This window comes from Paenibacillus sp. WLX2291 (genome assembly GCF_046603665.1).
Taxonomy (GTDB): domain Bacteria; phylum Bacillota; class Bacilli; order Paenibacillales; family Paenibacillaceae; genus Saccharibacillus.
In genome coordinates this window covers 2008070-2028372 of record NZ_CP176755.1, presented here as the reverse complement: position 1 = coordinate 2028372, position 20303 = coordinate 2008070, and the positions used below count along the sequence as shown (strand labels likewise).

Below are 20303 nucleotides of genomic sequence, written 5' to 3'. Positions count from 1 at the left end.
CTGCACAATGTTACGGTATTCCGCATCATCAACTAGAGGCTGCCACCTAAAAGCCAAGATATGGATGATATAAATAATATACCATGTATGCGTTAACAAAGTAAAAAAATAAAATCCCCTTCACCTGTATGGCAAAGGGGATCATCCAAATGATTTCGTGCACATATCATCGTTAATCCTATATGTCATAACGATAAACGATATATACACCATATGAAAACAATGACTTATTTGCTAGTACCACTCACATTCACTTCATGTACCGTCTTCAGTAAATGACGGAATTCATGCAATAATTCATCCAGTTTATCAAGATCCATACAAGTCCGACTACGCAAATCATCAGGAATCGAGAGCGCCTGTTGTTGCAATGCCCAACCTGCATCAGTTAGCGTAATATGCACTTTGCGCTCATCTTCCGTTGAACGTTTGCGAATGATCAAACCGGCAGCTTCCAGACGTTTCAGCAATGGAGTCAATGTTCCAGAGTCCAGATATAACGCTGTACCTAATTCTTTGACTGTACATTCTTGCTGTTCCCACAATACGAGCATCACAAGATATTGCGAATACGTCAGACCGAGATGTTCTAATAAAGGTTGATACATTTTGGTCATTTCGCGCGAAGAAGCATAAATGGCAAAACATAACTGATTGTCCAGCTTCAATTGAGGATGAGGATATTCTTGAGAGGTATCCATAATACAATCACCTACTTTTTCAATATAATAATTATTCAAAATGCGGCTGTCCTGTTGGTAATCAACCTGCAGCCCGCGATAAACATCATACAAACGTATCTATAATAATCATCTTCTGTACTCATGGAGCTTATCGTGCTCTGATTGCCACTAACTATACCTATATCGTACCTAGTAATGAGAACAGGTACTTACGCAACCGAATATTACTAGCGTATACATAATTGCATGAACATATAAATATGTGGAAACCTATATTACTTAACGTATATTATATCACACATTTAATTGCATGACAGTATGATTACGAAAAATATTTTACTTTTAATATTAATTGTGCTAAATTTAATTTTGTTAAATAATTTAAAATATCATATAGAAAAGGTGGAGTAATAATATGCTGAATATTCAACAAAAAATGTACGAAACTTCGGTTAAAGCAGTAGGCGGTCGTAACGGTTATATCGAATCTTCCAGTCCGGAATTGCGTCTCGATATATCTACTCCGAAAGAAATGGGTGGCGCTGGTGGTGCAGGAACAAACCCTGAGCAACTGTTTGCAGCTGGATACTCTGCATGTTTTGATAGCGCACTGAATATGGTCGCACGTATGCAAAAAGTAAAACACGAAGGTACAGAAGTAACGGGTACAGTAAGCTTCGGTAAAGCCGAAGATGGCGGATTCGCGCTGGCTGTAACGATGGATGTACTTGTAAAAGGTGTAGATCGTGAAACAGCAGAGCAACTCGTAAAAGCTGCACATGATGTATGCCCATATTCCCGTGCAACACGCGGTAACATCGCGGTGGAACTGAACGTACTGTAATATAAATAGATAAGTAGTAGAAAAGAAGCGATGCATATATCGCTTCTTTTCTATGTCTTTTTTATATCGTTACCTACTCTCTATCCAGTCGTTATACATAACAATAGGATCATAATTTCGACAATAATGCTCTTGCGTAATATGTAAGCATTGTGTCAAAAGTTGCTCTGTGGTTTATGTATGAACTATAATGTAAACCGCATCAAGCGTTGCATTTATTTTCTGCAAATAAAACAGAGCACTCACAGGAGGTCAACGTATGAAACTCAAAATCAGCACTCTACTACTCGCACTGACCGTCGTTGCGGCGACCGGCTGTTCCAATTCCAGTAACAACAGCCAAACTACTGGAGAAAGCACAACGACTCCAGCCACTAGTGAACAAAGCGCCGATAACAGCGGCACCACTTCTACTGAAACTGGCAGTCAAGAAAGCAGCATGGATAATTCCGCAACAGGTACAGACACAGGCAGCAATGAGAGCACAGAATCTACAGATACTAGCAGCAGTGAATCTACAACAGCTAGCGATCTGACAACCAAAGATGTTGCCAAAGCCATCGAAAAACAAGGAATCAAATTGACTTCCCAACCAAAAGAAGACTGGGTACTGAACAATGTGAAACCGGATCGTTATGTAACGAGCAGTGATGCTAAACAAGCAGAACCTGTTTCCATTTATGTATTCGATTCTTCCGCTGATCTGGAAAAAGGTATGAAAGATCTGGAAACGCAAGTCAACGGCGTTCCTTTCCGCAAAACCGAGTATACCAAAGGCAATGTACTAGTCATTTACTGGTTCGAACCAGCGCTCAATGACGGTAGCACAGAAAAAGGTAAACTGGATGCTAAACTGAAAAAAGCAGTAGATAGTCTGTAATATTCTCTCTTTAGTAATATGCATTGTTTTGAACAATATAGGAATACAAAACGCAAAACGAAAACCAGCCCGCGATACAAGGGCTGGTTTTCGTTTTGTATATTATATTACGAGCTGATTCAATCTGCTTCGCAGTACTTCCACTCGTCTTCGGGCATTTCATATTCGTCGGAAGAAAAGCGCTGTTCCTTAAATGGATCAGCCACATTATGAAATCCATGATCTTCCCAAAATCCCCGGCGATCTTCTGTCATGAATTCAATTCCGCGCAGCCATTTGGCACTTTTCCAAAAATAAAATTGTGGTACAACCATGCGCAGTGGTCCGCCATGCTTGGCAGTCAATGGCTTATCATCGTAATTCCACGCAAGCAGCACATCGTCCTTCATCAGTTCATCCAGAGCAATATTCGTCTCATAATCTGGATCAGCGTGCAGCATTACATATTGAGCTTCCGGTTTGATTTTTAACTGTTTGACAAGATCGGCAAAACGTACACCTTCCCATGGCGTATCTAATTTGGACCAGCGCGTGACGCAATGAATATCACTCACCGTGCGTGTAATCGGCAATTGCTGAAGCTGATCATACGTAAACGTCCGCTCTTCTTCTACCGCTCCAAATATCCGCAAATCCCATGTTGCCATATCGTATTCCGGCACCATACCTTCATGCAAAATCGGAAAACTATCGGTCAGCGTTTGTCCCGGCGGTACACGTTTTGCCTTTTCCTCTTCCAGCTGCGGCTTTTGCGGTACACGTGCCTTTTTTAGACGATCCGCTTTATCAAGCATGATGCATGCCTCCCTTGGATCATGTTAACTATAGTTGTCATTCATTACCCGTTCGTTTATGGACAAACCGCAATCGCTTCAATTTCGAGCAACCAATCTTCCTGCACCAATCGACGAACCTCTACAGCTGAACTCGCAGGCGGACGAAGTGTATTGATATATTGATCGCGAACAGGGCGAATACGCGGTAAATCGGTAATGTCGGTCATAAAAAATATTAATTTGATGACATGCTCAAACGTCGCGCCCGCTGTCTGTAATGCTAATTGTATATTACGGAATACCTGCTCTGCTTGGGCAATAACATCGCCTTTGCCGATAAGCTGTCCTTGCTCATCTAATGCAACTTGACCGGAGATATAGAGAGTTCTGCCGCCTGTAACTTCGACTATATGTGTATAGCCTGGAACTGCTGGCAATGTATCTGGTTGATGAAAGGCAATCGTAGGCATGGAGCTAGAAAGTACAGGCTGATCGGCTGTCGATTGGTTCTGATGATGTTGATTAGAGGATTGTTGGCTCATCTTTATTGTGCTCCTTTTCGATGTATTGATTGGATTCTTGAGTGAATACAGGCTCTACAATAGATGTTTGCGAATATTGAATTCGTCACACATACCATTCATTTTGCAAAGAGTTGATGTGATAGAGAGTTGATATGACAAACAATTTATTGTATAAAAATTTTATTGTATAGAGATCAATTCATCATAGGATACATGTAATACCTGCAAGAGAGCAAGTATACCGTACTAAAATAGACACACTGAAATAAATATGCTCAACTACATATACCTTTACATATATATTTACATATACCCTTGTTCATAATTATAAAAATACATATATTATTACATATTCTGATTCATATCTTCATGATGCAAATCAAATGTATAAATACATATAGAATATGTCGAATATTTATATGTAATAACAATGATATTTGTATACATCGCATGTGTGAACAAAACAGAGAATTTTTGTACAAAGTTGATTTTTCTACCAGTAAACGTGTATAACTGAAAGTGCATGTAACTTCGTATTCGATGTGACCAAGATCATGGCGAATATGTATTTTCAAGTATAGAGAATAGGAGTGGTACGTCATGCTTAACATTTTATTCGTCAATTTCCCGGCAGAAGGTCATGTGAATCCTACACTCGGATTGGTACAAGCATTTACCGAGCGCGGCAATCAAGTTCATTATATTACGACTGAAAAATACAAAGCTCGTGTGGAAGCAGTTGGTGCAACTGTCCATTTGCATACGGACTGGATGCGTATGTCAGCAGTGAATATCAAAACAACAGAAGGATTGAACGACTTTTTGAATATTCACATTCAAACCTCGCTCGCGAATCTGGAAATTGCCAGTCAATTGAAGCAAACGATTGATTTTGATTTTGTTATTTTCGATAAATTCGGAGCTGGTGAATTAGTGAGTGAGTATCTGAATGTGCCAGCTATCGGTTCCTCCGCTTCGTTTCTAATGCCGGATCATGCAATGGCAGATAAAATTTTCCGTAATGAAGGTCCTGTACCCTTTGAGCCGAACCAACAGATGAACGATTCGCTGGCTTTGATGCAACAGCAATATGGCGTCTCGCCCAAAGGTATGATTCAATTTATGAATAATGTGGGACAACTAACGGTTGTTTATACAAGTAAATATTTTCAACCTAAGATCGAATTGTTCGGCGACAATAATATTTTTATCGGTCCAAGCTTTCCAGAGCGCGTGGACAATTCTGACTTCCCGTTGGAGCGGCTGGAAGGTCAACAGGTGCTGTATATTTCTATGGGAACAGTACTGGATCAAGTGGAGCAATTTTTCAACACATGTATTGAAGCCTTTGCTGATTTTAAAGGTGTCGTTGTTATCGCTGCGGGAGAAAAAGCAGATCTCTCCAAGCTGAATCCTGCACCTGATCACTTTATAATTTCGTCGTATGTGCCTCAATTGAAAGTGTTGAACCATACAGCTGTAATTATTACGCATGGTGGAATGAATAGTGTTAATGAAGCCGTTCATTTTAATGTTCCGCTGGTTGTATTGCCACAGGATAAAGACCAACCGATGGTCGCACAGCGACTGGTAGAGCTAGAAGCTGGTTATCGTATTACCAAAGACCAGATCCATGTGGAGTCACTGCGAACAGCAGTTGATGAAGTATTATGTAATCCGGCATATAAAGAAAATGTCAAAAAAATCAACGCCAGCTTCCATCAATCTGGCGGTCCAGCCGAAGCACTGGAGCGCATTGATAACTTTTTAAAAATCAAATCCGTTTAGGCTCGATGTGTGATTGTGTGATTGTGTGATTGTGTGATTGTGTGATTGTGTGATTGTGTGATTGTGTGATTGTGTGATTGTGTGATAAATGATATCTCAACTGGTATGATAAACTCTCACATAAAATTGATGTAATGCGATAAACACAGGCTGTCTTTTTTTATAAGGCAGCCTATTCTCTTATGTACTCTTCGTATGTTCTCTCATTTTGCTAAGACTGAACGGAAATAACGCAACAGTTTTCCTTTCGTTTCGTTCATTGTACTTCTCAAACCTATCCATTAATACAAAGTAAAGTAATCATCGCTGATTGCCCCACTATATTCAAAGTAAAGACGATATAGCCCAATGTTCTTACCTTTATAAATAATCGGAATGTACGAGACGATATGATTATAATCGAACTTTGGATAATTCCCTAACATCAAAGCAATTTGTGATATCTTCACCTGCAATTCAGCTTCATCAAAACTCCCAAAAAAATGTTTGCATTCTTCCTGTTCCTCTGTCTCATAACATCTAAAATTAAGCCAAAAACATTCTATCGTCCTTTTCTCAATCTCGTGCCTGAGAATCCAGTCTTTGAGTTCATCGGTATTCATTCCAATCTCCTCTTTCCTCTTTCCAGAGTAGGTAGCATTGTCATTCTATGTTCTTGAATTTCACTGCAAAGCTTCATTTAAATTCTCAATCATACACTGAATCGAATTCTCCAAATCTGCTTTGTCCACGTCATCAAATCCTTCTGTATCGTAAAGAATATCCAACTGCAAATGATTTAATTTCCAAAGTAAATCTCCAAAAAATCGCTGAGCATCGATGCACAATGCCTCACCTTCTTTTTCCATTCTCCTAAAAGGATTTACACCTTCCGATCCAACTGCCGATACTGAATTGCTTCTGCAACATGTACCGCATCCAGCTGATCTTTCTGCTCCAGATCAGCAATCGTACGCGCTAATTTTAAAATCCGATCGCGTGCACGCATACTCATGCCCAATTGTTCAAAAGCAGCATTGAGCAGCATTGTTGCTTCGGTTGTCGCCACTGTATGCTGTCGCAGCAGTTTACCTGACAACTGGCTATTCCAGTATATGCCGGTCCCTTTATAGCGCTCTAGCTGAATATGCTGCGCATCCAATACCATCTGGCGCATTGTAGTCGAATCATAGCCATCAGGCTGAGAAGTCTCCGATTGCTGAAAATCGCGTTCGCTTGGACGTGGCACTTCGATTTGCAGATCAATTCGATCTAGCAATGGACCGGAGATTTTGGCACGATAGCGTGCAATTCTATTCTCCGTACATGTACAGCGCTGCAAAGGATGATCGCTACCCAAAAATCCGCATGGACACGGATTCATGCTTGTAGCAAGCAGCATGGATGCTGGAAACGTAAAGACAGCACGTGAACGGCTAATATGTACTTCCCCATCTTCCAACGGCTGACGTAGCAATTCCAGAATCGGTCTTGGAAACTCCGGGAACTCGTCCAAAAACAATATGCCCTGATGTGCCAAACTCACTTCACCGGGTTTAGGAATAGCTCCGCCGCCAATCAGACCAGAAGCGGTAATGCTATGATGAGGGGAGCGGAATGGACGTGCACGGATCAAGCCTTCACCAGTCTCTTTGAATCTGCCGGCTACACTTAGAATTTTGGTCACTTCCAGTGCTTCCTCTTCACTCAGCGGCGGCAAAATGGTCGGCAATCGTTTGATTAACATCGTCTTGCCTGTACCGGGCGGTCCCAGCAGCAAAATATTATGCATTCCAGCAGCAGCGATAACCAGTGCACGCTTCACATGTTGCTGCCCGAATACATCGGCATAATCTTCTTTCATATGATAGGTAAGAGTTTGCTGTGTATCCACAGATTCACGTACGTATAATAAAGGCTTCATATTGACCTGTTTCTGTGGATAAGATGAAGGATGGGCATGTTCTGACGCAATCTTTTTGACCAGTACCGAAGGCTGACCAGGAATATGGAATTGGAATTGTTCCGTGCCGACTTCGGAAACTTGCTGTTCAGCTGCAAACAGATCATTAATATGCCTAATTCCGTATACAGAAATACCTTCGACCAATGCAGCTTCAGCAGCATTTTGCAGCGGTAAAACAACTGATTTCAGCCCATATTGACGCGCCGTATCGACCATAGATAATACACCAGTTACCGGACGCAATGTTCCATCCAGTGCCAATTCACCGATCAATAGCATCTGCTCCTGCTGAGGAAATACAATCTGATCACTCGTGACAAGTATGCCAAGTGCAATCGCCAGATCAAACGCCGAGCCTTCCTTACGAAGATCCGCTGGTGCGAGATTGATAGTGACACGTTGCGACGGAAACGTAAACCCGCAATTTTTGATCGCTGAACGAACACGTTCTACCGATTCGCGGATTGCTGAATCCGGCAAGCCAATGATCGATACCATGGGCAGTCCATTGGAGAGATCCGTTTCTACTTCGACCATAACGCCATTAATTCCGTGCACGCAGGCACTATACAGTTTTCCATACATAAATAAAACACCCTCTCTTTTCGCTAGTTGCAGTACAGATCATGTACAGCCTTTGCTGATTCCTGTTCTGCAACGCATATTCATTGCGAAAATGGGTGCTTCCTCAATTTTCTCGTACAATGTATTTTTAGTACAATAGTATTCGTTTCAAAAACATAATAACTCATATTCGGTTACTTCTACGTTCATCGTATGTAGCGTGATACTTATACAAATGCTTTGATCCAATGCTCCATATGAATCGCCTGATAATGACGATTCAACTGTACCGTAATCACATCATACCGAAAAGCGTAACCAGACAATCCATTTTGGTGTGCATAGACAGAGGTCGTTTCACGAATCTGTTTGCGTTTACGCCAATCTATCGATTCGGCTGCCGTACCATGTGTATCGCTGGCACGGCTCCGAACCTCCACTACAATAATAGCAGGAGCTGTCGTACATTCGTTTAGCTCTGTAGCGATGATATCTAACTCACCGCTACGGCAACGCCAATTGCGCTGTACAATCGTATAGCCTTGTTGTTCCAAATAGTACGCGGCAATATCTTCGGCAATGTTTCCTTTTCGTTTGCGATCGTCCGGTCTGTCGTGACTACTTACCATATATCCAAACCGGGCGAGTAGTTTTTATCAGTGCGATAAATAAACGATAAAATCTCAGCGACCAGATCGTACAATTCACCTGGAATTTGCTGATCCAGATCCAGCTTGGATAAGACTTCGACCAGCGCTGGATCTTCTTGAATAATTACGCCAGCTTCCTGTGCTTTTTCCAAAATCGTTTCAGCAATTCTACCGCGTCCTTTGGCTACGACGACTGGAGCGGCATTTTGAGCAGGATCATATTTAAGAGCAACAGCGCGTTTAGCACTGATGGTATTCGCTTTGGACGGTTGACGTTTGGGCGTATTCATATTTTCATGTCAACTCCCTTGTATTCAGGTGGTGCGTATTGATCGGTAATATCGCTACTTGTTGTACCTAACAATGAATCGGTAGTGGAACGTACAGGTAGCGGCGCAAATTGTAGCGAGAGCAACTGATATCCAAGATTACCGATAGCATCAGAAATATCCTGCTTTTTACCTTCTACAAACGGTGCCAACTGTTCCTGATCATTATGCACTTTGAGTGTAACGATGCGATCAACGACCTGTACATCCAGCAGCGTCTGACCAAGCGTCTTCATATCCAAATCAAACCAGAGGCGGCAATTGGACGCATCCAGCTCTCCTTTCCCACCACGCTGAGACTGAATCTGAACCGAAGCTGTTTCCTGCCCATCTGGTCCATTAAACGGCACAAACATCGTAACTTGAGCAAAAGGGGCCGTACGATCGGTATTTAACAGTAGCTGTTGCCCAGTCAGCTGTTGAACGAGTTGCTGAGCAGCATCTTTTAAAGCCGGCGGCGCATCATCTGCACTGCTGAGCTGTAACAGTAATCCTTTCAATGTATCCTGTGCTTTGGCTATCGTTTCTTCAGCAGACGCATGGGATGCAGGAATGAGATTAGCCGGGTCAGGTTGTGCATCCGTACTATCCGCCGTTCCACGTAACAATGGATTAGCAGTATTGTTATTGCTTGGCTGAGCAGTCGTTTGCTCGTTATTCGTTGCAGCTGGATTGGCTGTACTAGGCGCAAGCGGTGTCTGTGGAGCATCTGGTACTTCTACATCTGCCAAAGAAGCGGTAGCCGAAGCTGTTTGCGCTCCATTCGGCACTTTTGGAGCCTGCGGTGGTACCGGTGCAGATGGATTCGGAATTGGACTGCTGGCGAGCGGATTGTTGACAGGCGGCGGTGTATTGCCTGTTATGTTGCGTGCCGCCTGCTCTGCTGCATGATTCCCACTCAATGACGCATTGCCATTCGCAGGATTGGCGTTCGCCGCTGGCTGACCATTGGATTGCTCTGTGGAAGCTGGTGTCGAAGTAAGCGTCAGTGCCGCACGTACCGTCTGCTGCTCATACTCAGCACCCAGCAGCTTCATCACCTGCCCTAACCATGGCGAGCTATTGGTACTGCCTTGTGTAGTTGTTGGTGTTGTTGTATTGGCAGTGGCGCTTGCCTGCTGACCTTCCGCTGTCGGCGATTGACTTTGATTATTCACTGTAGCATTGCTCTGCTGTGGAGCAGTTTCGTTAGGTTCCGCTTGTGGAACAAGACTATTTAACTGGCGAATGACATGTTGCAGCTTATCAAGCAACTGGGCAGTTCCAGTGCTTAGCCCAGCGGTAGTTGCTGTATTGGCATTAGCAGCAGTATTCGCTGTTGATGCTGTATGTTGACTGTTGACTGCGGATGTAGTGTTTCCGCTGGTAGCTGTGGTATTGTTCTGAGCTGTAGCCGTATTCGTTGGTAATGTTCCCTCTGGTACAGCTTGATCTGCCAAAGCAGCATTGCCCAGCGTTTGCGTAGCTACTGTACGCAGCAGATTATTTAAGTTATCCAAACTTTCGTGTAGTGGCGGTCCAAAGATCGCCTGCTGTAAACCAGCAACACTTTGTCCGGTAACAGGTAGACCACGCTGAATAGCAACCGCCGCTGATTGTACCCATTCGCCGAGCGGTACAGACGAAGGCTTTTGTGTGAGTGAGGCTTGGATATTTTTAGCGTTCTCAGCGGTTAACGGAATACCGGCAGAACGCATCTGAGTAATCATTTCGCGATTGTCTTTCGTATCTGGTAAACTCATCGATTCCAGCAAATCATTCATCGAAGCAGCGGGTTGCTGACCTGTCGTATTGGCGGTTACCGGTTTGAGTACAGGCATACCATCCTTGCCGGGCGGCTGAACTTGCAGTAGTGTTGTCGCTCCCTGCTGAAGTGGTGTTTCCAGCTTGGCACGTACTTTGACACCTTGAATCTGAACGACTGCTTCCTGACCATCTTCAGATACACTGGTCACTACTCCGCGGACAACCTGACCTTCTTTCAATTCCATTTGTTTGGCTTCGCCGGGTTTGCTATCGCCCATGATTCCACGGAACAGTGAACCGATATTCATAACTTCTCCCCCTATCTTCATGCTTGTTCACATGGTGCTTGTAACACAATGTATGTATACCGTGCGCACCAGAATATATGGTTTATTTATCGGTTTATTCGCCTGTTATGATGAGTTATAAATGTCATAACCGTACAAAATAAGCCTTCGCCTCGTAGCGGCTTGCATCTTTATCATTGGTTACAGTAGACAAGATACAAAAAGAACCCGATCTTTGGTCAAAGATTCGGGTTCTTCCCATGACGTTCGCATACTTCTCTGTATGCAGGTCTTGTATACCTCATATCGTAACGCATTCCGCATAGAAGCGCAATTGCATTTTTATGCAGTGGTTACGCAGCTGTTGCACTTACGATCACCATACATAGTGCATCAAGCAATAGTAAATCCCTACTTACTGCATCCTACCTGATCACTGCCTCATCACATCAAAACAATGTCGGTTGTTCCAGCAGCAAATTTCCAAGGAAACTACGACGATGCAGCGGTGTAACCCCAAGCTCCAAAATACGTTCGCGGTGCAGCTTGGTCGCATAGCCTTTATGTCCAGCAATGCCGTAGCCCGGATACTGCTCTTCCCATTCCCCTGCACAAAGACGATCACGGGTCACCTTGGCAATGATAGAAGCAGCAGCAATACTGTGACTGTTGGCATCACCTTTTATAATGCTACGTTGCGGTTGTGGCAGATCGACCTTTTCTGCATCGACCAGAATATAATTAGGACTTACCGTCAATTGCTCAAGGGCAATCTTCATCGCTAATCGTGCTGCTTGCTTGATATTGATCTCATCCACAATGGCAGCACTAATGTGACCGATACCGACAGCAAGCGCCTGATCCATAATCTGCGTATATAGTTGCTCACGCTTTTTGTCGCTTAATTTTTTGGAGTCGGTGACGCCTTCGATGAGTATCTCCTGCGGCATAATGACCGCAGCTGCGACCACATCCCCAAATAGGCAACCACGACCAACCTCGTCCACGCCAGCTACATGTTCATATCCGGCAGCCCAGCATTCCCGCTCATAATTCAGCAGTTCAGACACGGCAGTCCCTCCATATTCATTTCCTTTTTACGGTGTTTCCATCGAAATGCGACCTAATTTCCCTGCACGCAATTCGCGCAAAATTACTTTGGACGCTTTCTCCAGATCGACGCGACCGCCGCTCATTAAACAGCCACGCTTGCGACCGATCCCTTCCATAATCTCCACGATATCATTCGGATTATCGAGATCTTGTGGTCGCTCATCCAGATCAAAGCGCTCAGCAATATTGTCCCAGTAATATTCGCAAATGTATTTCATCCCGTAGTAAGCGATATCTTCTACGTTCAGAATTTCTTCACGAATCGCTCCCGTTACAGCGAGTCGATAACCTACACCTTGATCTTCAAACTTCGGCCATAGAATACCTGGTGTATCAAGCAATTCCATTTCCGTACCAACTTTGATCCACTGTTGTCCCTTCGTTACGCCGGGACGATCACCGGTAGCAGCAATGCTTTTACCGGCAAGACGGTTGATCAATGTAGATTTGCCGACATTGGGAATGCCGACGATTAGCGCACGGATAGGGCGCTGATTCATGCCTTTTGCCGCACGTTTATCGCGCTGTTCCTTCAGTAATACCTTGGCACGCTCTGGAATTTCTTTGATCCCATGTCCACTTGCAGCATCCAGCGTGAGTACTTCATGACCTTCACGCTTGAAATAATCTACCCAGCCTGCTGTCGTCACTGGATCAGCGAGATCGGATTTATTCAGAACAATCAATCTTGGTTTATTTTGCAAAATTTCATCAATCATCGGATTACGGCTGGACAGCGGCAAACGCGCGTCCAACAGCTCGATTACCATATCGATCAGCTTCAGCTTATCTTCGATCTGGCGTCTCGCTCTGGTCATATGTCCGGGAAACCATTGAATGGTCACAGGTTTTCCCCCTTACATCCTAAAATAGAGTCAGGGATTAATAATGATCAATCCACTGCGCATCGCTCAATGGCCAGAAAATAACATCGGCACGCCCGATGATATCGCCCAGAGGCACATATCCGATCATCCGGCTGTCCTGGCTATTGGAGCGGTTGTCACCCATCACGAACACATAACCTGCTGGCACTTTGCCATCTGGAATCTGTTCGGTTGGGAAATTGTTAATATTGTAATCACTGCCTTGTGCATGTGCTTTATCAATGGCAGCTTGAATATATGGTTCACTAATGGCTTTACCGTTTACTGTGACAGTATCGCCTTCTACCTTGACTGTATCGCCACCAACAGCGATCACCCGTTTAATGAAATCCCGATTTTGTGAAGGGACTTTCAATACAACCACTTCGCCTGGATGTGGATCACGAATATCATACAGAATTTTGTTAACGATCACACGCTCATCTGTATGGAAATTCGGCTGCATGGATGGTCCATCTACAATAAATGGTTCAAACAGGAAGCCACGGATTACGATAACGAGCAGCAATGCTACTACAATCGCCTTGATCCATTCTTTCGCTTCGCTTTTTTTCTTTTTGGGTGGAACAGTTTCGGATTCAGAAGTGTGTACGGTATCCGTGTCCTGTACCACGACAGGCTCAGCTGTCTCTGCTACATGATTATTTTGTTTATCTTGCTCCATAACTATGCCTTCTTTCCTGGTTGAATTGGCGCTTTGTATATGTACCGGTCTGAACCATCAGGCAACATCCCCAGTGTCAATGTTACCAAGTACCTATACGATTCCTTAATCTATTTTACACACAATTTTGTAAAAACCAAATTTTGAAGGATTATGATTGTCAAGTTTGATATGAACCTCTTCATGACAATACATACATAGATCATGATACAAAAAATTCCGTCTGCAGCTGCGGGTCATTTTACCATAAAAATAAACCGTTTACGTCGTTCTGACGCGTAATGCGACAGACGCAACAGCACGTATACCAATCAAGATCTGGTGTACACAGCGGTCCATTTGGATGAAAAACGACATTTCCGTAAAACTGTATGGCGGAATGACAACCTGCCTATGCAATTAAGTAAGCTTTAACATAAAGAAAAGGGCTTGTATGACCAAGCCCTTTCCAACCATTGTCCCAAATGGGATTAACGGCGCAATTCTTTAATTCTCGCTGCTTTACCGCGAAGTTCACGAAGATAGTACAGCTTCGCACGACGCACTTTACCACGGCGAGCCACTTCGAGTTTATCAATCTTAGGGGAGTGTACTGGGAAAGTTCTTTCCACACCTACACCGTAAGAGATTTTACGAACTGTAAAAGTCTCACCAATGCCTCCACCTTGACGTTTGATTACAACACCTTCGAACAACTGAACGCGCTCACGAGTTCCCTCAATTACCTTAACGTGCACTTTCAAAGTGTCACCGGCACGGAAATTAGGGATATCTTTACGCAGTTGATCTTGAGTAATCGCCTGAATGATATTCATCTATGACTCCCTCCTTCCGCACAGATGTTCTTGCGACTCAGGAAGACCTTACGTCTTCTCATCATTGTCTGCAGAGGACCATCGTATTTACACAACATTCGAATCATATCATACTTTTATAGAAGCTGACAATACTTTTTTGAAGGATCATTCACTTTATTTTCAGATCAACCAAAACGCTCCTGTAGCAGCATTTTTTTGAGTTCATCCAAGTGCTGGATCTCGCCACTATAGCGGTTATACCCAACACGATCATGCTCGTCGATATTCAGACGGGCGCTTTTCTTTTGGTCTATCATTCGATCCAGCAATTTGATTACCGTATTACGTCCAGCATAGTCGGCGATAAAATATTTCTTACGCTCATCAGCATCGATATACAACAAATACTTAAACTCCGGTAAGAGCTGACCAATAACGGAATCCGCTTCCTGCTCCGAAAAGGTAATGTTCAGTATGGAAGCATAGCCCTGACTGCGCAGATCACTGCTTAACCGCTGTACCCAACCAATCGCAGGTTTGGTGACTTCGTTAGAATTTGACATGTTCCAGACTCCTATCTTTGTAACCTTACCCGCGTTAGTTGCCTTTTCGCTCAGAATCTTTTGATTTCAACCATTGCCGTTCCTTATCTGTCAAATCTGCCTGTTCCAGCAGATCGGGACGACGCTCCCATGTACGCAGCAGTGATTGCTCACGCCGCCATTTCTCTACATTGGCGTGATGACCGGACAGCAATACTTCAGGCACTTTCATGCCGCGAAATTCAGCTGGACGCGTATAATGCGGATATTCCAGCAAGCCGGTACTGAATGAGTCAGTCACTGCACTGGTTTCGTTACCAAGCACACCGGGCAATAGACGTACCACGCTGTCTACAACGGTCATTGCGGGCAGTTCACCACCTGTCAGCACATAATCACCGATTGACAACTCATCGGTCACCAGATGCTCTCGTATGCGCTCATCATACCCTTCATAATGACCACAAATGAAGATCAAGTGCTGTTCGCGAGACAATTCTTCCGCCTTCTGCTGTGTAAACGTCTCACCTTGTGGACACATCAAAATGATACGCGGCTTCACACCTACTTCTGCCTCAGCGGACTGTTCAGACAGGTCCGGCTTTGGGCTAGACAACAGATCTTCTACTGCTGCAAAGATCGGGTCTGGCTTCAACACCATACCTCCACCACCGCCATACGGCGTATCGTCAACCGTGCCATGCTTACTAGTGGAATAGGTACGAAAATTGACCGCATGTAGCTCAACAATGCCCTTGGCAGCAGCTTTACCGAGAATACTCGAACCAAATACACCGGTGAACATTTCCGGGAAAAGGGTCAATACATCGATCTTCATCATTCCAGCAAGCCTTCCATAATATGCACGATGATCTTCTTGTCTTCAATATTGATCTCCTGCACGACATTATGAATATATGGAATCAAAATATCTTTACCTTTGGCAGGTTTCACAACCCAGACATCATTCGCTCCCGGTGTCAGAATTTCTTTGATAATACCGAGTGACTCACCTTCTTCAGTTACAACTTCGCAGCCAATGATCTCGTGGAAATAGTATTCGTCTTCTTCCAGCTCGACCGCTTCATCCTTACTTACGCGCAGCGCCCAACCTTTGTATTGTTCCACTTCGTTAATATTGCCAAAGCCTTTGAAGCGCACGACATACATATTTTTTTGCAAACGGGATGATTGGATCTCCACTTGTTGCTGATTTCCGTTTTCTTCATTAAACATCATCAGTTTGTTGCCTGGTGCAAAACGCACTTCCGGAAAATCGGTATTCGGATAAATTTTCAGTTCACCGCGAATACCATGTGTATTGACGATTTTGCCCACCATTAACCATTGCTGTGCCATAAAACGCTCCTTTAATGATCTTTATACTATAATAATGATAAAAATGTACGCAAAAAAGCTAGGAATCCTCCTAGCCCTTTGGCATACATTTTTAAGACATGATATCAACCGTAACCCGTTTATGTGTCTTTACCGCGGCTGATGTGACAACGGTGCGAAGAGCCTTCGCGATACGTCCCTGCTTGCCAATTACTTTGCCAGCATCGTCCGGGTGGACGCTTAGTTCGTATACGATGAGGTTCTCCTTCTCCACCACGTTCACAGACACATCTTCCGGATGATCCACCAGAGCTTTAGCAATAACCATTACTAATTGTTCCATCGTTTCATCCTCCGGAGTAGACAAAATATGTTGCGGTGCAAAATCAGTTGTCGTCAAAACAGGCTGCAATAGCAGCCCAAAGCGCCGCCATCAGCAGCAGACCTGACAAAAGCGCAATTTTGTATAAAATCGCGCTTCACGTCAAATCGCTAGCTGTTAGCTAACGCTTCATAGGGCCAAGCATATTCAGCAATTATTTTTGCTGTTTCAGCTCATGGAATTTTTTCATAACGCCAGCTTTGCTGAGCAAGTTGCGAACAGTGTCAGAAGCTTGTGCGCCGTTTTGAAGCCATTTCAGAGCTTTTTCTTCATCAATTTTAGTTACAGATGGTTCTGCAACTGGATTGTAAGTACCGATTTCTTCGATAAAACGTCCATCACGAGGAGAACGGGAATCGGAAACAACGATACGATAGAAAGGCGCTTTGTGAGCACCGATACGTTTCAGACGAATGCGTACTGCCAAGAGAATTCACCTCCTTAAACTAATTCATAACTGGTATCTGTAAAGTGAGTTTTAACGGAATGGGAACTTGAAACCGCCGCCCCCACCGCCTTTGCTCAACTTTTGCATTTGTTTCATCATTTTATTCTTGCCGCCGCCCTTCATTGCTTTCGGGTCCATCATATCCGAAAACTGTTTCATCATGCGGCGCATTTCATCAAATTGCTTGATCAGACGATTCACCTCGGCTACGGAAGTTCCGCTACCTGCTGCAATACGCTTGCGACGGCTATTGTTGATCACTTCTGGATGCTGCTTCTCTTGAATCGTCATCGAATGTACAATCGCTTCGATCCGACCAACCTGCTTATCATCCACCTGAAGATTTTGCGTTTGTTTCATTTTACCCATGCCGGGCAGCATATCCATGATTTGGTCGAGCGGGCCAAGCTTTTTCACTTGATCCATCTGTTCCAAAAAGTCTTCAAAGGTAAATTCGGCGTTGCGCATTTTGCGCTCCATTTCCTTCGCCTTTGATTCATCGATATTCAGCTGCGCCTTCTCGATCAGGGAGAGCATATCGCCCATACCGAGAATACGGGAAGCCATACGTTCCGGGTGGAACACTTCCAGCGCATCCAGCTTCTCACCGAGGGTAGCAAACTTGATCGGACAGCCCGTAACGGCTTTGACCGATAGCGCTGCACCACCACGAGTGTCGCCATCGAGCTTGGTCAATACGACCCCGGTCAATTGCAGTTGTTTGTTAAAGTTATCCGCTACGTTGACCGCATCCTGACCGGTCATCGCATCAACGACGAGCAGTACTTCATCTGGATTGGTCAATTCGTGGATCTGACGAAGTTCATCCATCAGTTCTTCATCAATATGCAGACGACCTGCGGTATCGATGATTACGTAGTCGTTATTGTTCGTTTTGGCTTCTTGCAATGCCTGACGAGCAATCTCTACCGGGCTTGTTTGGTCGCCCAGTGTGAAGACCGGCACCTTGATCTGTTCACCGAGAACCTGCAATTGCTTGATCGCAGCCGGACGATAAATATCGCCTGCAACGAGCAATGGACGATGGTTCTGCTTTTGCAGCATTCGTGCCAGCTTGCCAGAGGTGGTCGTTTTACCAGCACCTTGCAAACCGACCATCATAATGACGGTTGGTGGCTTGGTTGCCTTCGCAAGCTTCGCCTGCGTTCCGCCCATCAGCTCCGTCAGCTCTTTGTTTACGATATCGATGATGACCATGCCAGGAGTGAAGCTTTCCATCACGTCCTGACCGACAGCTTTTTCCTTCACTTTGGCGATAAATTCTTTTACCACCTTGAAGTTAACGTCCGCTTCGAGCAATGCCAGTCGTACCTCACGCAACGCTTCGCCTACATCCTCTTCGGATACTTTGCCTTTGCCGCGCAGCTTGCTGAACACGTTTTGCAGTCGTGTCGTCAATCCTTCAAATGCCATATTGTCTTCACCTCGCTTCCTGTTCTATGCCATCATGCCGTAAGCATGGTTTCCATTATATGCAGCTTCGTGTACTGTACTTTGGTTCAAAGTGTCAGTATCTATATATTATACCGTATCCGGCGTTACAGTTCTAATCCGGATTGCGGCGCACAGGTTCGTATTTAGGACATATCGTCCACTTGTTCAAGCTCCGACATCAGCTGTAACGCTTCGGTTCGTTGTGCTTCGTTCCAACCGTCCTGCTCCAGAATGACTCTGAGCTGTTCCAAATGTCGCGAGCGGCGGTAATGCTTGTCCATCAGTCCCAGCTTGTTTTCGTACATCTCCAGCACCTGTTCGGCACGCTTGATATGTTCGTAAACCGCCTGACGGCTAATATCAAACTCCGCAGCGATCTCGCCGAGGGAATAGTCATCGTGAAAATAATATTTAAGGAACATTTGCTGTTTTTCGGTCAGCAGCAGTTCATAGAAGTCGAATAATAAATTAATTCGGTTCGTCTTTTCGAGCCGATTCTCTTGACTCATACGGGGCACTCCCTCCGTCAAGGAAAAACACTTTACAGTGATGTTCAACGTTTTATATCATAGCTAAAATACAGGATGATGTCAAGCATTTTCCCTTAACATATTCGCACTGGATAAAGAGTTCATTTTCAAATGAGAATAGCAAGCAATAATTAGTCTATCCAACATAGCCAATCCATAAAAATACATCCTTCATCCTACCCGAAAATTACAGGTAGATAAAGGATGTATACACTTTGTTTTTGTTTGGCTTCTATCATATTACGACTGCCATGGCAGTAAGTAAAACAGAACAGCGAAGAAATGTAGTACACTGCCTGCCAGTACAAATATATGCCAGACCGCATGATGGAACGGAAATCCTCTCCATACATAAAATACGGTACCGAGCGTATACATAATGCCGCCCGCAACGAGCAAGATAATACCGCCCGTTGCAATCGATGCAGTCAGTGGTCCCCATGCTAGCACGATCAACCAGCCCATTAACACATAGAAAATCGTGGACATAAACAGAAACCGTTTCGCGAAAAAGGCTTTAAACGCGCAACCAAGCAGCGCCATGCCCCATACAGTACCGAAAATCGACCAACCTAGTGCACCTTTCACTGCAAGCAGCATAAACGGTGTATACGTACCGGCAATAAACAAATAGATCGCCGAATGATCAAAAATCTCGAACAGGTCTTTGACTTTACCTTCGTTAAAGCTATGCACCAGTGTAGAGCTTAGATAAAGTAGAAGCATCGTAATGCCGTATATAGTAAAGCTCACAATATGCCAAGGCGTCCCTTTCAAACTAGCGAAAACAATCAACAGTACAAGTGCAGCCACACTTAATGCTGCGCCAATACCGTGCGTAATCGCGTTGGCAACTTCTTCGCGCCGGGTATAGATATGTGTATCCGCCATCGTACACTTCCTCTCATGGTTCCAATCCTGATCTGCTGGATGCCCAGCAGTTTTCTGTGTCTGGTGTGATATGTTGTTATTATTGTAACCCGGAAGTGCATGATATTTCCAGCGTAGTCGTGTACATGGTATGTACATTTGCTCAATACGTCTATTCTTTCTAATCCATTATGTTATAGAACGATGTAGTAGCGAAATATACTTCTACCTAATTAGAAAAGCCTGCCTTTCGCTGAAAAG

The 20303-nt window shown here is 44.2% G+C and carries 24 protein-coding genes; 3 read left to right on the top strand and 21 right to left on the bottom strand.

The window, feature by feature from the left end; genetic code table 11:
• Positions 1-227: 227 nt before the first annotated feature.
• On the bottom strand, positions 228-701 hold the full coding sequence (locus tag ACDE64_RS08790; RefSeq protein WP_411346093.1) for a MarR family winged helix-turn-helix transcriptional regulator: 474 nt from the start codon (positions 699-701) through the stop codon (positions 228-230).
• A 397-nt stretch (positions 702-1098) separates the two neighbouring features.
• Here ACDE64_RS08790 and ACDE64_RS08785 point away from each other — a divergent pair, with 397 nt between their 5' ends.
• Together ACDE64_RS08785 and ACDE64_RS08780 are read left to right on the top strand one after the other, a co-directional pair.
• A complete protein-coding gene (locus tag ACDE64_RS08785) occupies positions 1099-1527 on the top strand; it encodes an organic hydroperoxide resistance protein (RefSeq protein ID WP_411346092.1) in 429 nt (142 codons plus the stop codon).
• 259 nt (positions 1528-1786) lie between these two features.
• A complete protein-coding gene (locus tag ACDE64_RS08780; protein ID WP_411349718.1) occupies positions 1787-2407 on the top strand; it encodes a hypothetical protein in 621 nt (206 codons plus the stop codon).
• Positions 2408-2526: 119 nt separating this feature from the next.
• Here the strand turns inward: ACDE64_RS08780 and ACDE64_RS08775 are convergent, their stop codons facing one another.
• Together ACDE64_RS08775 and ACDE64_RS08770 are read right to left on the bottom strand one after the other, a co-directional pair.
• Positions 2527-3201: a sulfite oxidase-like oxidoreductase gene (locus ACDE64_RS08775; protein ID WP_411346090.1), complete on the bottom strand. Its 675-nt coding sequence runs from the start codon at positions 3199-3201 to the stop codon at positions 2527-2529.
• Positions 3202-3257: 56 nt separating this feature from the next.
• Complete coding sequence (locus ACDE64_RS08770) at positions 3258-3653, bottom strand: RidA family protein (protein ID WP_411350257.1); 396 nt, start codon at positions 3651-3653, stop codon at positions 3258-3260.
• A 654-nt stretch (positions 3654-4307) separates the two neighbouring features.
• Here ACDE64_RS08770 and ACDE64_RS08765 point away from each other — a divergent pair.
• The gene (locus ACDE64_RS08765) at positions 4308-5495 is read left to right on the top strand and encodes a macrolide family glycosyltransferase (protein WP_411349717.1); all 1188 of its coding nucleotides are present in this window, start codon (positions 4308-4310) and stop codon (positions 5493-5495) included.
• Positions 5496-5776: 281 nt separating this feature from the next.
• Here ACDE64_RS08765 and ACDE64_RS08760 read toward each other — a convergent pair whose 3' ends face one another.
• The 18 genes from ACDE64_RS08760 to trhA all read right to left on the bottom strand — a co-directional run bounded on the left by ACDE64_RS08760 (position 5777) and on the right by trhA (position 20063).
• A complete protein-coding gene (locus ACDE64_RS08760; RefSeq protein ID WP_411349716.1) occupies positions 5777-6097 on the bottom strand; it encodes a hypothetical protein in 321 nt (106 codons plus the stop codon).
• 60 nt (positions 6098-6157) lie between these two features.
• On the bottom strand, positions 6158-6343 hold the full coding sequence (locus ACDE64_RS08755) for a hypothetical protein (RefSeq protein WP_411349715.1): 186 nt from the start codon (positions 6341-6343) through the stop codon (positions 6158-6160).
• Between the two features lie 14 nt (positions 6344-6357).
• Positions 6358-8025: a YifB family Mg chelatase-like AAA ATPase gene (locus ACDE64_RS08750; protein ID WP_411349714.1), complete on the bottom strand. Its 1668-nt coding sequence runs from the start codon at positions 8023-8025 to the stop codon at positions 6358-6360.
• Between the two features lie 206 nt (positions 8026-8231).
• On the bottom strand, positions 8232-8633 hold the full coding sequence (locus ACDE64_RS08745) for a YraN family protein (protein ID WP_411349713.1): 402 nt from the start codon (positions 8631-8633) through the stop codon (positions 8232-8234).
• Complete coding sequence (locus ACDE64_RS08740; RefSeq protein WP_411346084.1) at positions 8627-8944, bottom strand: EscU/YscU/HrcU family type III secretion system export apparatus switch protein; 318 nt, start codon at positions 8942-8944, stop codon at positions 8627-8629. Before ACDE64_RS08740 ends, ACDE64_RS08745 begins: the two co-directional genes overlap by 7 nt.
• Positions 8941-11037, bottom strand: a complete 2097-nt coding sequence (locus ACDE64_RS08735; protein ID WP_411349712.1) for a hypothetical protein — start codon at positions 11035-11037, stop codon at positions 8941-8943. The genes ACDE64_RS08740 and ACDE64_RS08735 overlap by 4 nt, the downstream gene beginning before the upstream one ends.
• Before the next feature lie 428 nt (positions 11038-11465).
• Positions 11466-12086 carry a ribonuclease HII gene (locus ACDE64_RS08730; protein ID WP_411349711.1) on the bottom strand — a complete coding sequence of 207 codons (621 nt, stop codon included), beginning with the start codon at positions 12084-12086 and terminating at the stop codon, positions 11466-11468.
• 27 nt (positions 12087-12113) lie between these two features.
• Positions 12114-12974 carry a ribosome biogenesis GTPase YlqF gene (gene ylqF / locus ACDE64_RS08725; protein WP_411346081.1) on the bottom strand — a complete coding sequence of 287 codons (861 nt, stop codon included), beginning with the start codon at positions 12972-12974 and terminating at the stop codon, positions 12114-12116.
• Between the two features lie 37 nt (positions 12975-13011).
• Positions 13012-13680 carry a signal peptidase I gene (lepB, locus tag ACDE64_RS08720; RefSeq protein ID WP_411346080.1) on the bottom strand — a complete coding sequence of 223 codons (669 nt, stop codon included), beginning with the start codon at positions 13678-13680 and terminating at the stop codon, positions 13012-13014.
• Between the two features lie 470 nt (positions 13681-14150).
• The gene (gene rplS, locus ACDE64_RS08715; protein WP_322903850.1) at positions 14151-14495 is read right to left on the bottom strand and encodes a 50S ribosomal protein L19; all 345 of its coding nucleotides are present in this window, start codon (positions 14493-14495) and stop codon (positions 14151-14153) included.
• A 167-nt stretch (positions 14496-14662) separates the two neighbouring features.
• On the bottom strand, positions 14663-15040 hold the full coding sequence (locus ACDE64_RS08710) for a hypothetical protein (RefSeq protein ID WP_411349709.1): 378 nt from the start codon (positions 15038-15040) through the stop codon (positions 14663-14665).
• Positions 15041-15074: 34 nt separating this feature from the next.
• Positions 15075-15857: a tRNA (guanosine(37)-N1)-methyltransferase TrmD gene (gene trmD / locus ACDE64_RS08705; protein ID WP_411350256.1), complete on the bottom strand. Its 783-nt coding sequence runs from the start codon at positions 15855-15857 to the stop codon at positions 15075-15077.
• The gene (gene rimM / locus ACDE64_RS08700; RefSeq protein WP_411346078.1) at positions 15857-16378 is read right to left on the bottom strand and encodes a ribosome maturation factor RimM; all 522 of its coding nucleotides are present in this window, start codon (positions 16376-16378) and stop codon (positions 15857-15859) included. Before rimM ends, trmD begins: the two co-directional genes overlap by 1 nt.
• Before the next feature lie 91 nt (positions 16379-16469).
• Complete coding sequence (locus tag ACDE64_RS08695; protein ID WP_367056322.1) at positions 16470-16700, bottom strand: KH domain-containing protein; 231 nt, start codon at positions 16698-16700, stop codon at positions 16470-16472.
• Positions 16701-16893: 193 nt separating this feature from the next.
• Positions 16894-17166 (bottom strand): 30S ribosomal protein S16, encoded by a 273-nt coding sequence (gene rpsP, locus ACDE64_RS08690; RefSeq protein WP_367056319.1) that lies wholly within the window; start codon positions 17164-17166, stop codon positions 16894-16896.
• Positions 17167-17217: 51 nt separating this feature from the next.
• Positions 17218-18621: a signal recognition particle protein gene (gene ffh / locus ACDE64_RS08685; RefSeq protein ID WP_411346077.1), complete on the bottom strand. Its 1404-nt coding sequence runs from the start codon at positions 18619-18621 to the stop codon at positions 17218-17220.
• Between the two features lie 164 nt (positions 18622-18785).
• The gene (gene ylxM / locus ACDE64_RS08680; RefSeq protein WP_411346076.1) at positions 18786-19151 is read right to left on the bottom strand and encodes a YlxM family DNA-binding protein; all 366 of its coding nucleotides are present in this window, start codon (positions 19149-19151) and stop codon (positions 18786-18788) included.
• 261 nt (positions 19152-19412) lie between these two features.
• On the bottom strand, positions 19413-20063 hold the full coding sequence (gene trhA / locus ACDE64_RS08675) for a PAQR family membrane homeostasis protein TrhA (protein ID WP_411346075.1): 651 nt from the start codon (positions 20061-20063) through the stop codon (positions 19413-19415).
• Between the last annotated feature and the right edge of the window lie 240 nt (positions 20064-20303).

Coding starts and splice junctions, on each gene's coding strand:
- ACDE64_RS08790 (WP_411346093.1), bottom strand. CDS start 701: ATGGATACCTCTCAAGAATATCCTCATCCTCAATTGAAGCTGGACAAT.
- ACDE64_RS08745 (WP_411349713.1), bottom strand. CDS start 8,633: ATGGTAAGTAGTCACGACAGACCGGACGATCGCAAACGAAAAGGAAAC.
- ACDE64_RS08735 (WP_411349712.1), bottom strand. CDS start 11,037: ATGAATATCGGTTCACTGTTCCGTGGAATCATGGGCGATAGCAAACCC.
- ACDE64_RS08785 (WP_411346092.1), top strand. CDS start 1,099: ATGCTGAATATTCAACAAAAAATGTACGAAACTTCGGTTAAAGCAGTA.
- ffh (WP_411346077.1), bottom strand. CDS start 18,621: ATGGCATTTGAAGGATTGACGACACGACTGCAAAACGTGTTCAGCAAG.
- ACDE64_RS08775 (WP_411346090.1), bottom strand. CDS start 3,201: ATGCTTGATAAAGCGGATCGTCTAAAAAAGGCACGTGTACCGCAAAAG.
- rplS (WP_322903850.1), bottom strand. CDS start 14,495: ATGAATATCATTCAGGCGATTACTCAAGATCAACTGCGTAAAGATATC.
- ACDE64_RS08760 (WP_411349716.1), bottom strand. CDS start 6,097: ATGAATACCGATGAACTCAAAGACTGGATTCTCAGGCACGAGATTGAG.
- ACDE64_RS08755 (WP_411349715.1), bottom strand. CDS start 6,343: ATGGAAAAAGAAGGTGAGGCATTGTGCATCGATGCTCAGCGATTTTTT.
- ACDE64_RS08770 (WP_411350257.1), bottom strand. CDS start 3,653: ATGCCTACGATTGCCTTTCATCAACCAGATACATTGCCAGCAGTTCCA.
- ACDE64_RS08780 (WP_411349718.1), top strand. CDS start 1,787: ATGAAACTCAAAATCAGCACTCTACTACTCGCACTGACCGTCGTTGCG.
- ACDE64_RS08695 (WP_367056322.1), bottom strand. CDS start 16,700: ATGGAACAATTAGTAATGGTTATTGCTAAAGCTCTGGTGGATCATCCG.
- trmD (WP_411350256.1), bottom strand. CDS start 15,857: ATGAAGATCGATGTATTGACCCTTTTCCCGGAAATGTTCACCGGTGTA.
- ACDE64_RS08710 (WP_411349709.1), bottom strand. CDS start 15,040: ATGTCAAATTCTAACGAAGTCACCAAACCTGCGATTGGTTGGGTACAG.
- ACDE64_RS08765 (WP_411349717.1), top strand. CDS start 4,308: ATGCTTAACATTTTATTCGTCAATTTCCCGGCAGAAGGTCATGTGAAT.
- trhA (WP_411346075.1), bottom strand. CDS start 20,063: ATGGCGGATACACATATCTATACCCGGCGCGAAGAAGTTGCCAACGCG.
- lepB (WP_411346080.1), bottom strand. CDS start 13,680: ATGGAGCAAGATAAACAAAATAATCATGTAGCAGAGACAGCTGAGCCT.
- ACDE64_RS08740 (WP_411346084.1), bottom strand. CDS start 8,944: ATGAATACGCCCAAACGTCAACCGTCCAAAGCGAATACCATCAGTGCT.
- ACDE64_RS08750 (WP_411349714.1), bottom strand. CDS start 8,025: ATGTATGGAAAACTGTATAGTGCCTGCGTGCACGGAATTAATGGCGTT.
- ylxM (WP_411346076.1), bottom strand. CDS start 19,151: ATGAGTCAAGAGAATCGGCTCGAAAAGACGAACCGAATTAATTTATTA.
- rimM (WP_411346078.1), bottom strand. CDS start 16,378: ATGGCACAGCAATGGTTAATGGTGGGCAAAATCGTCAATACACATGGT.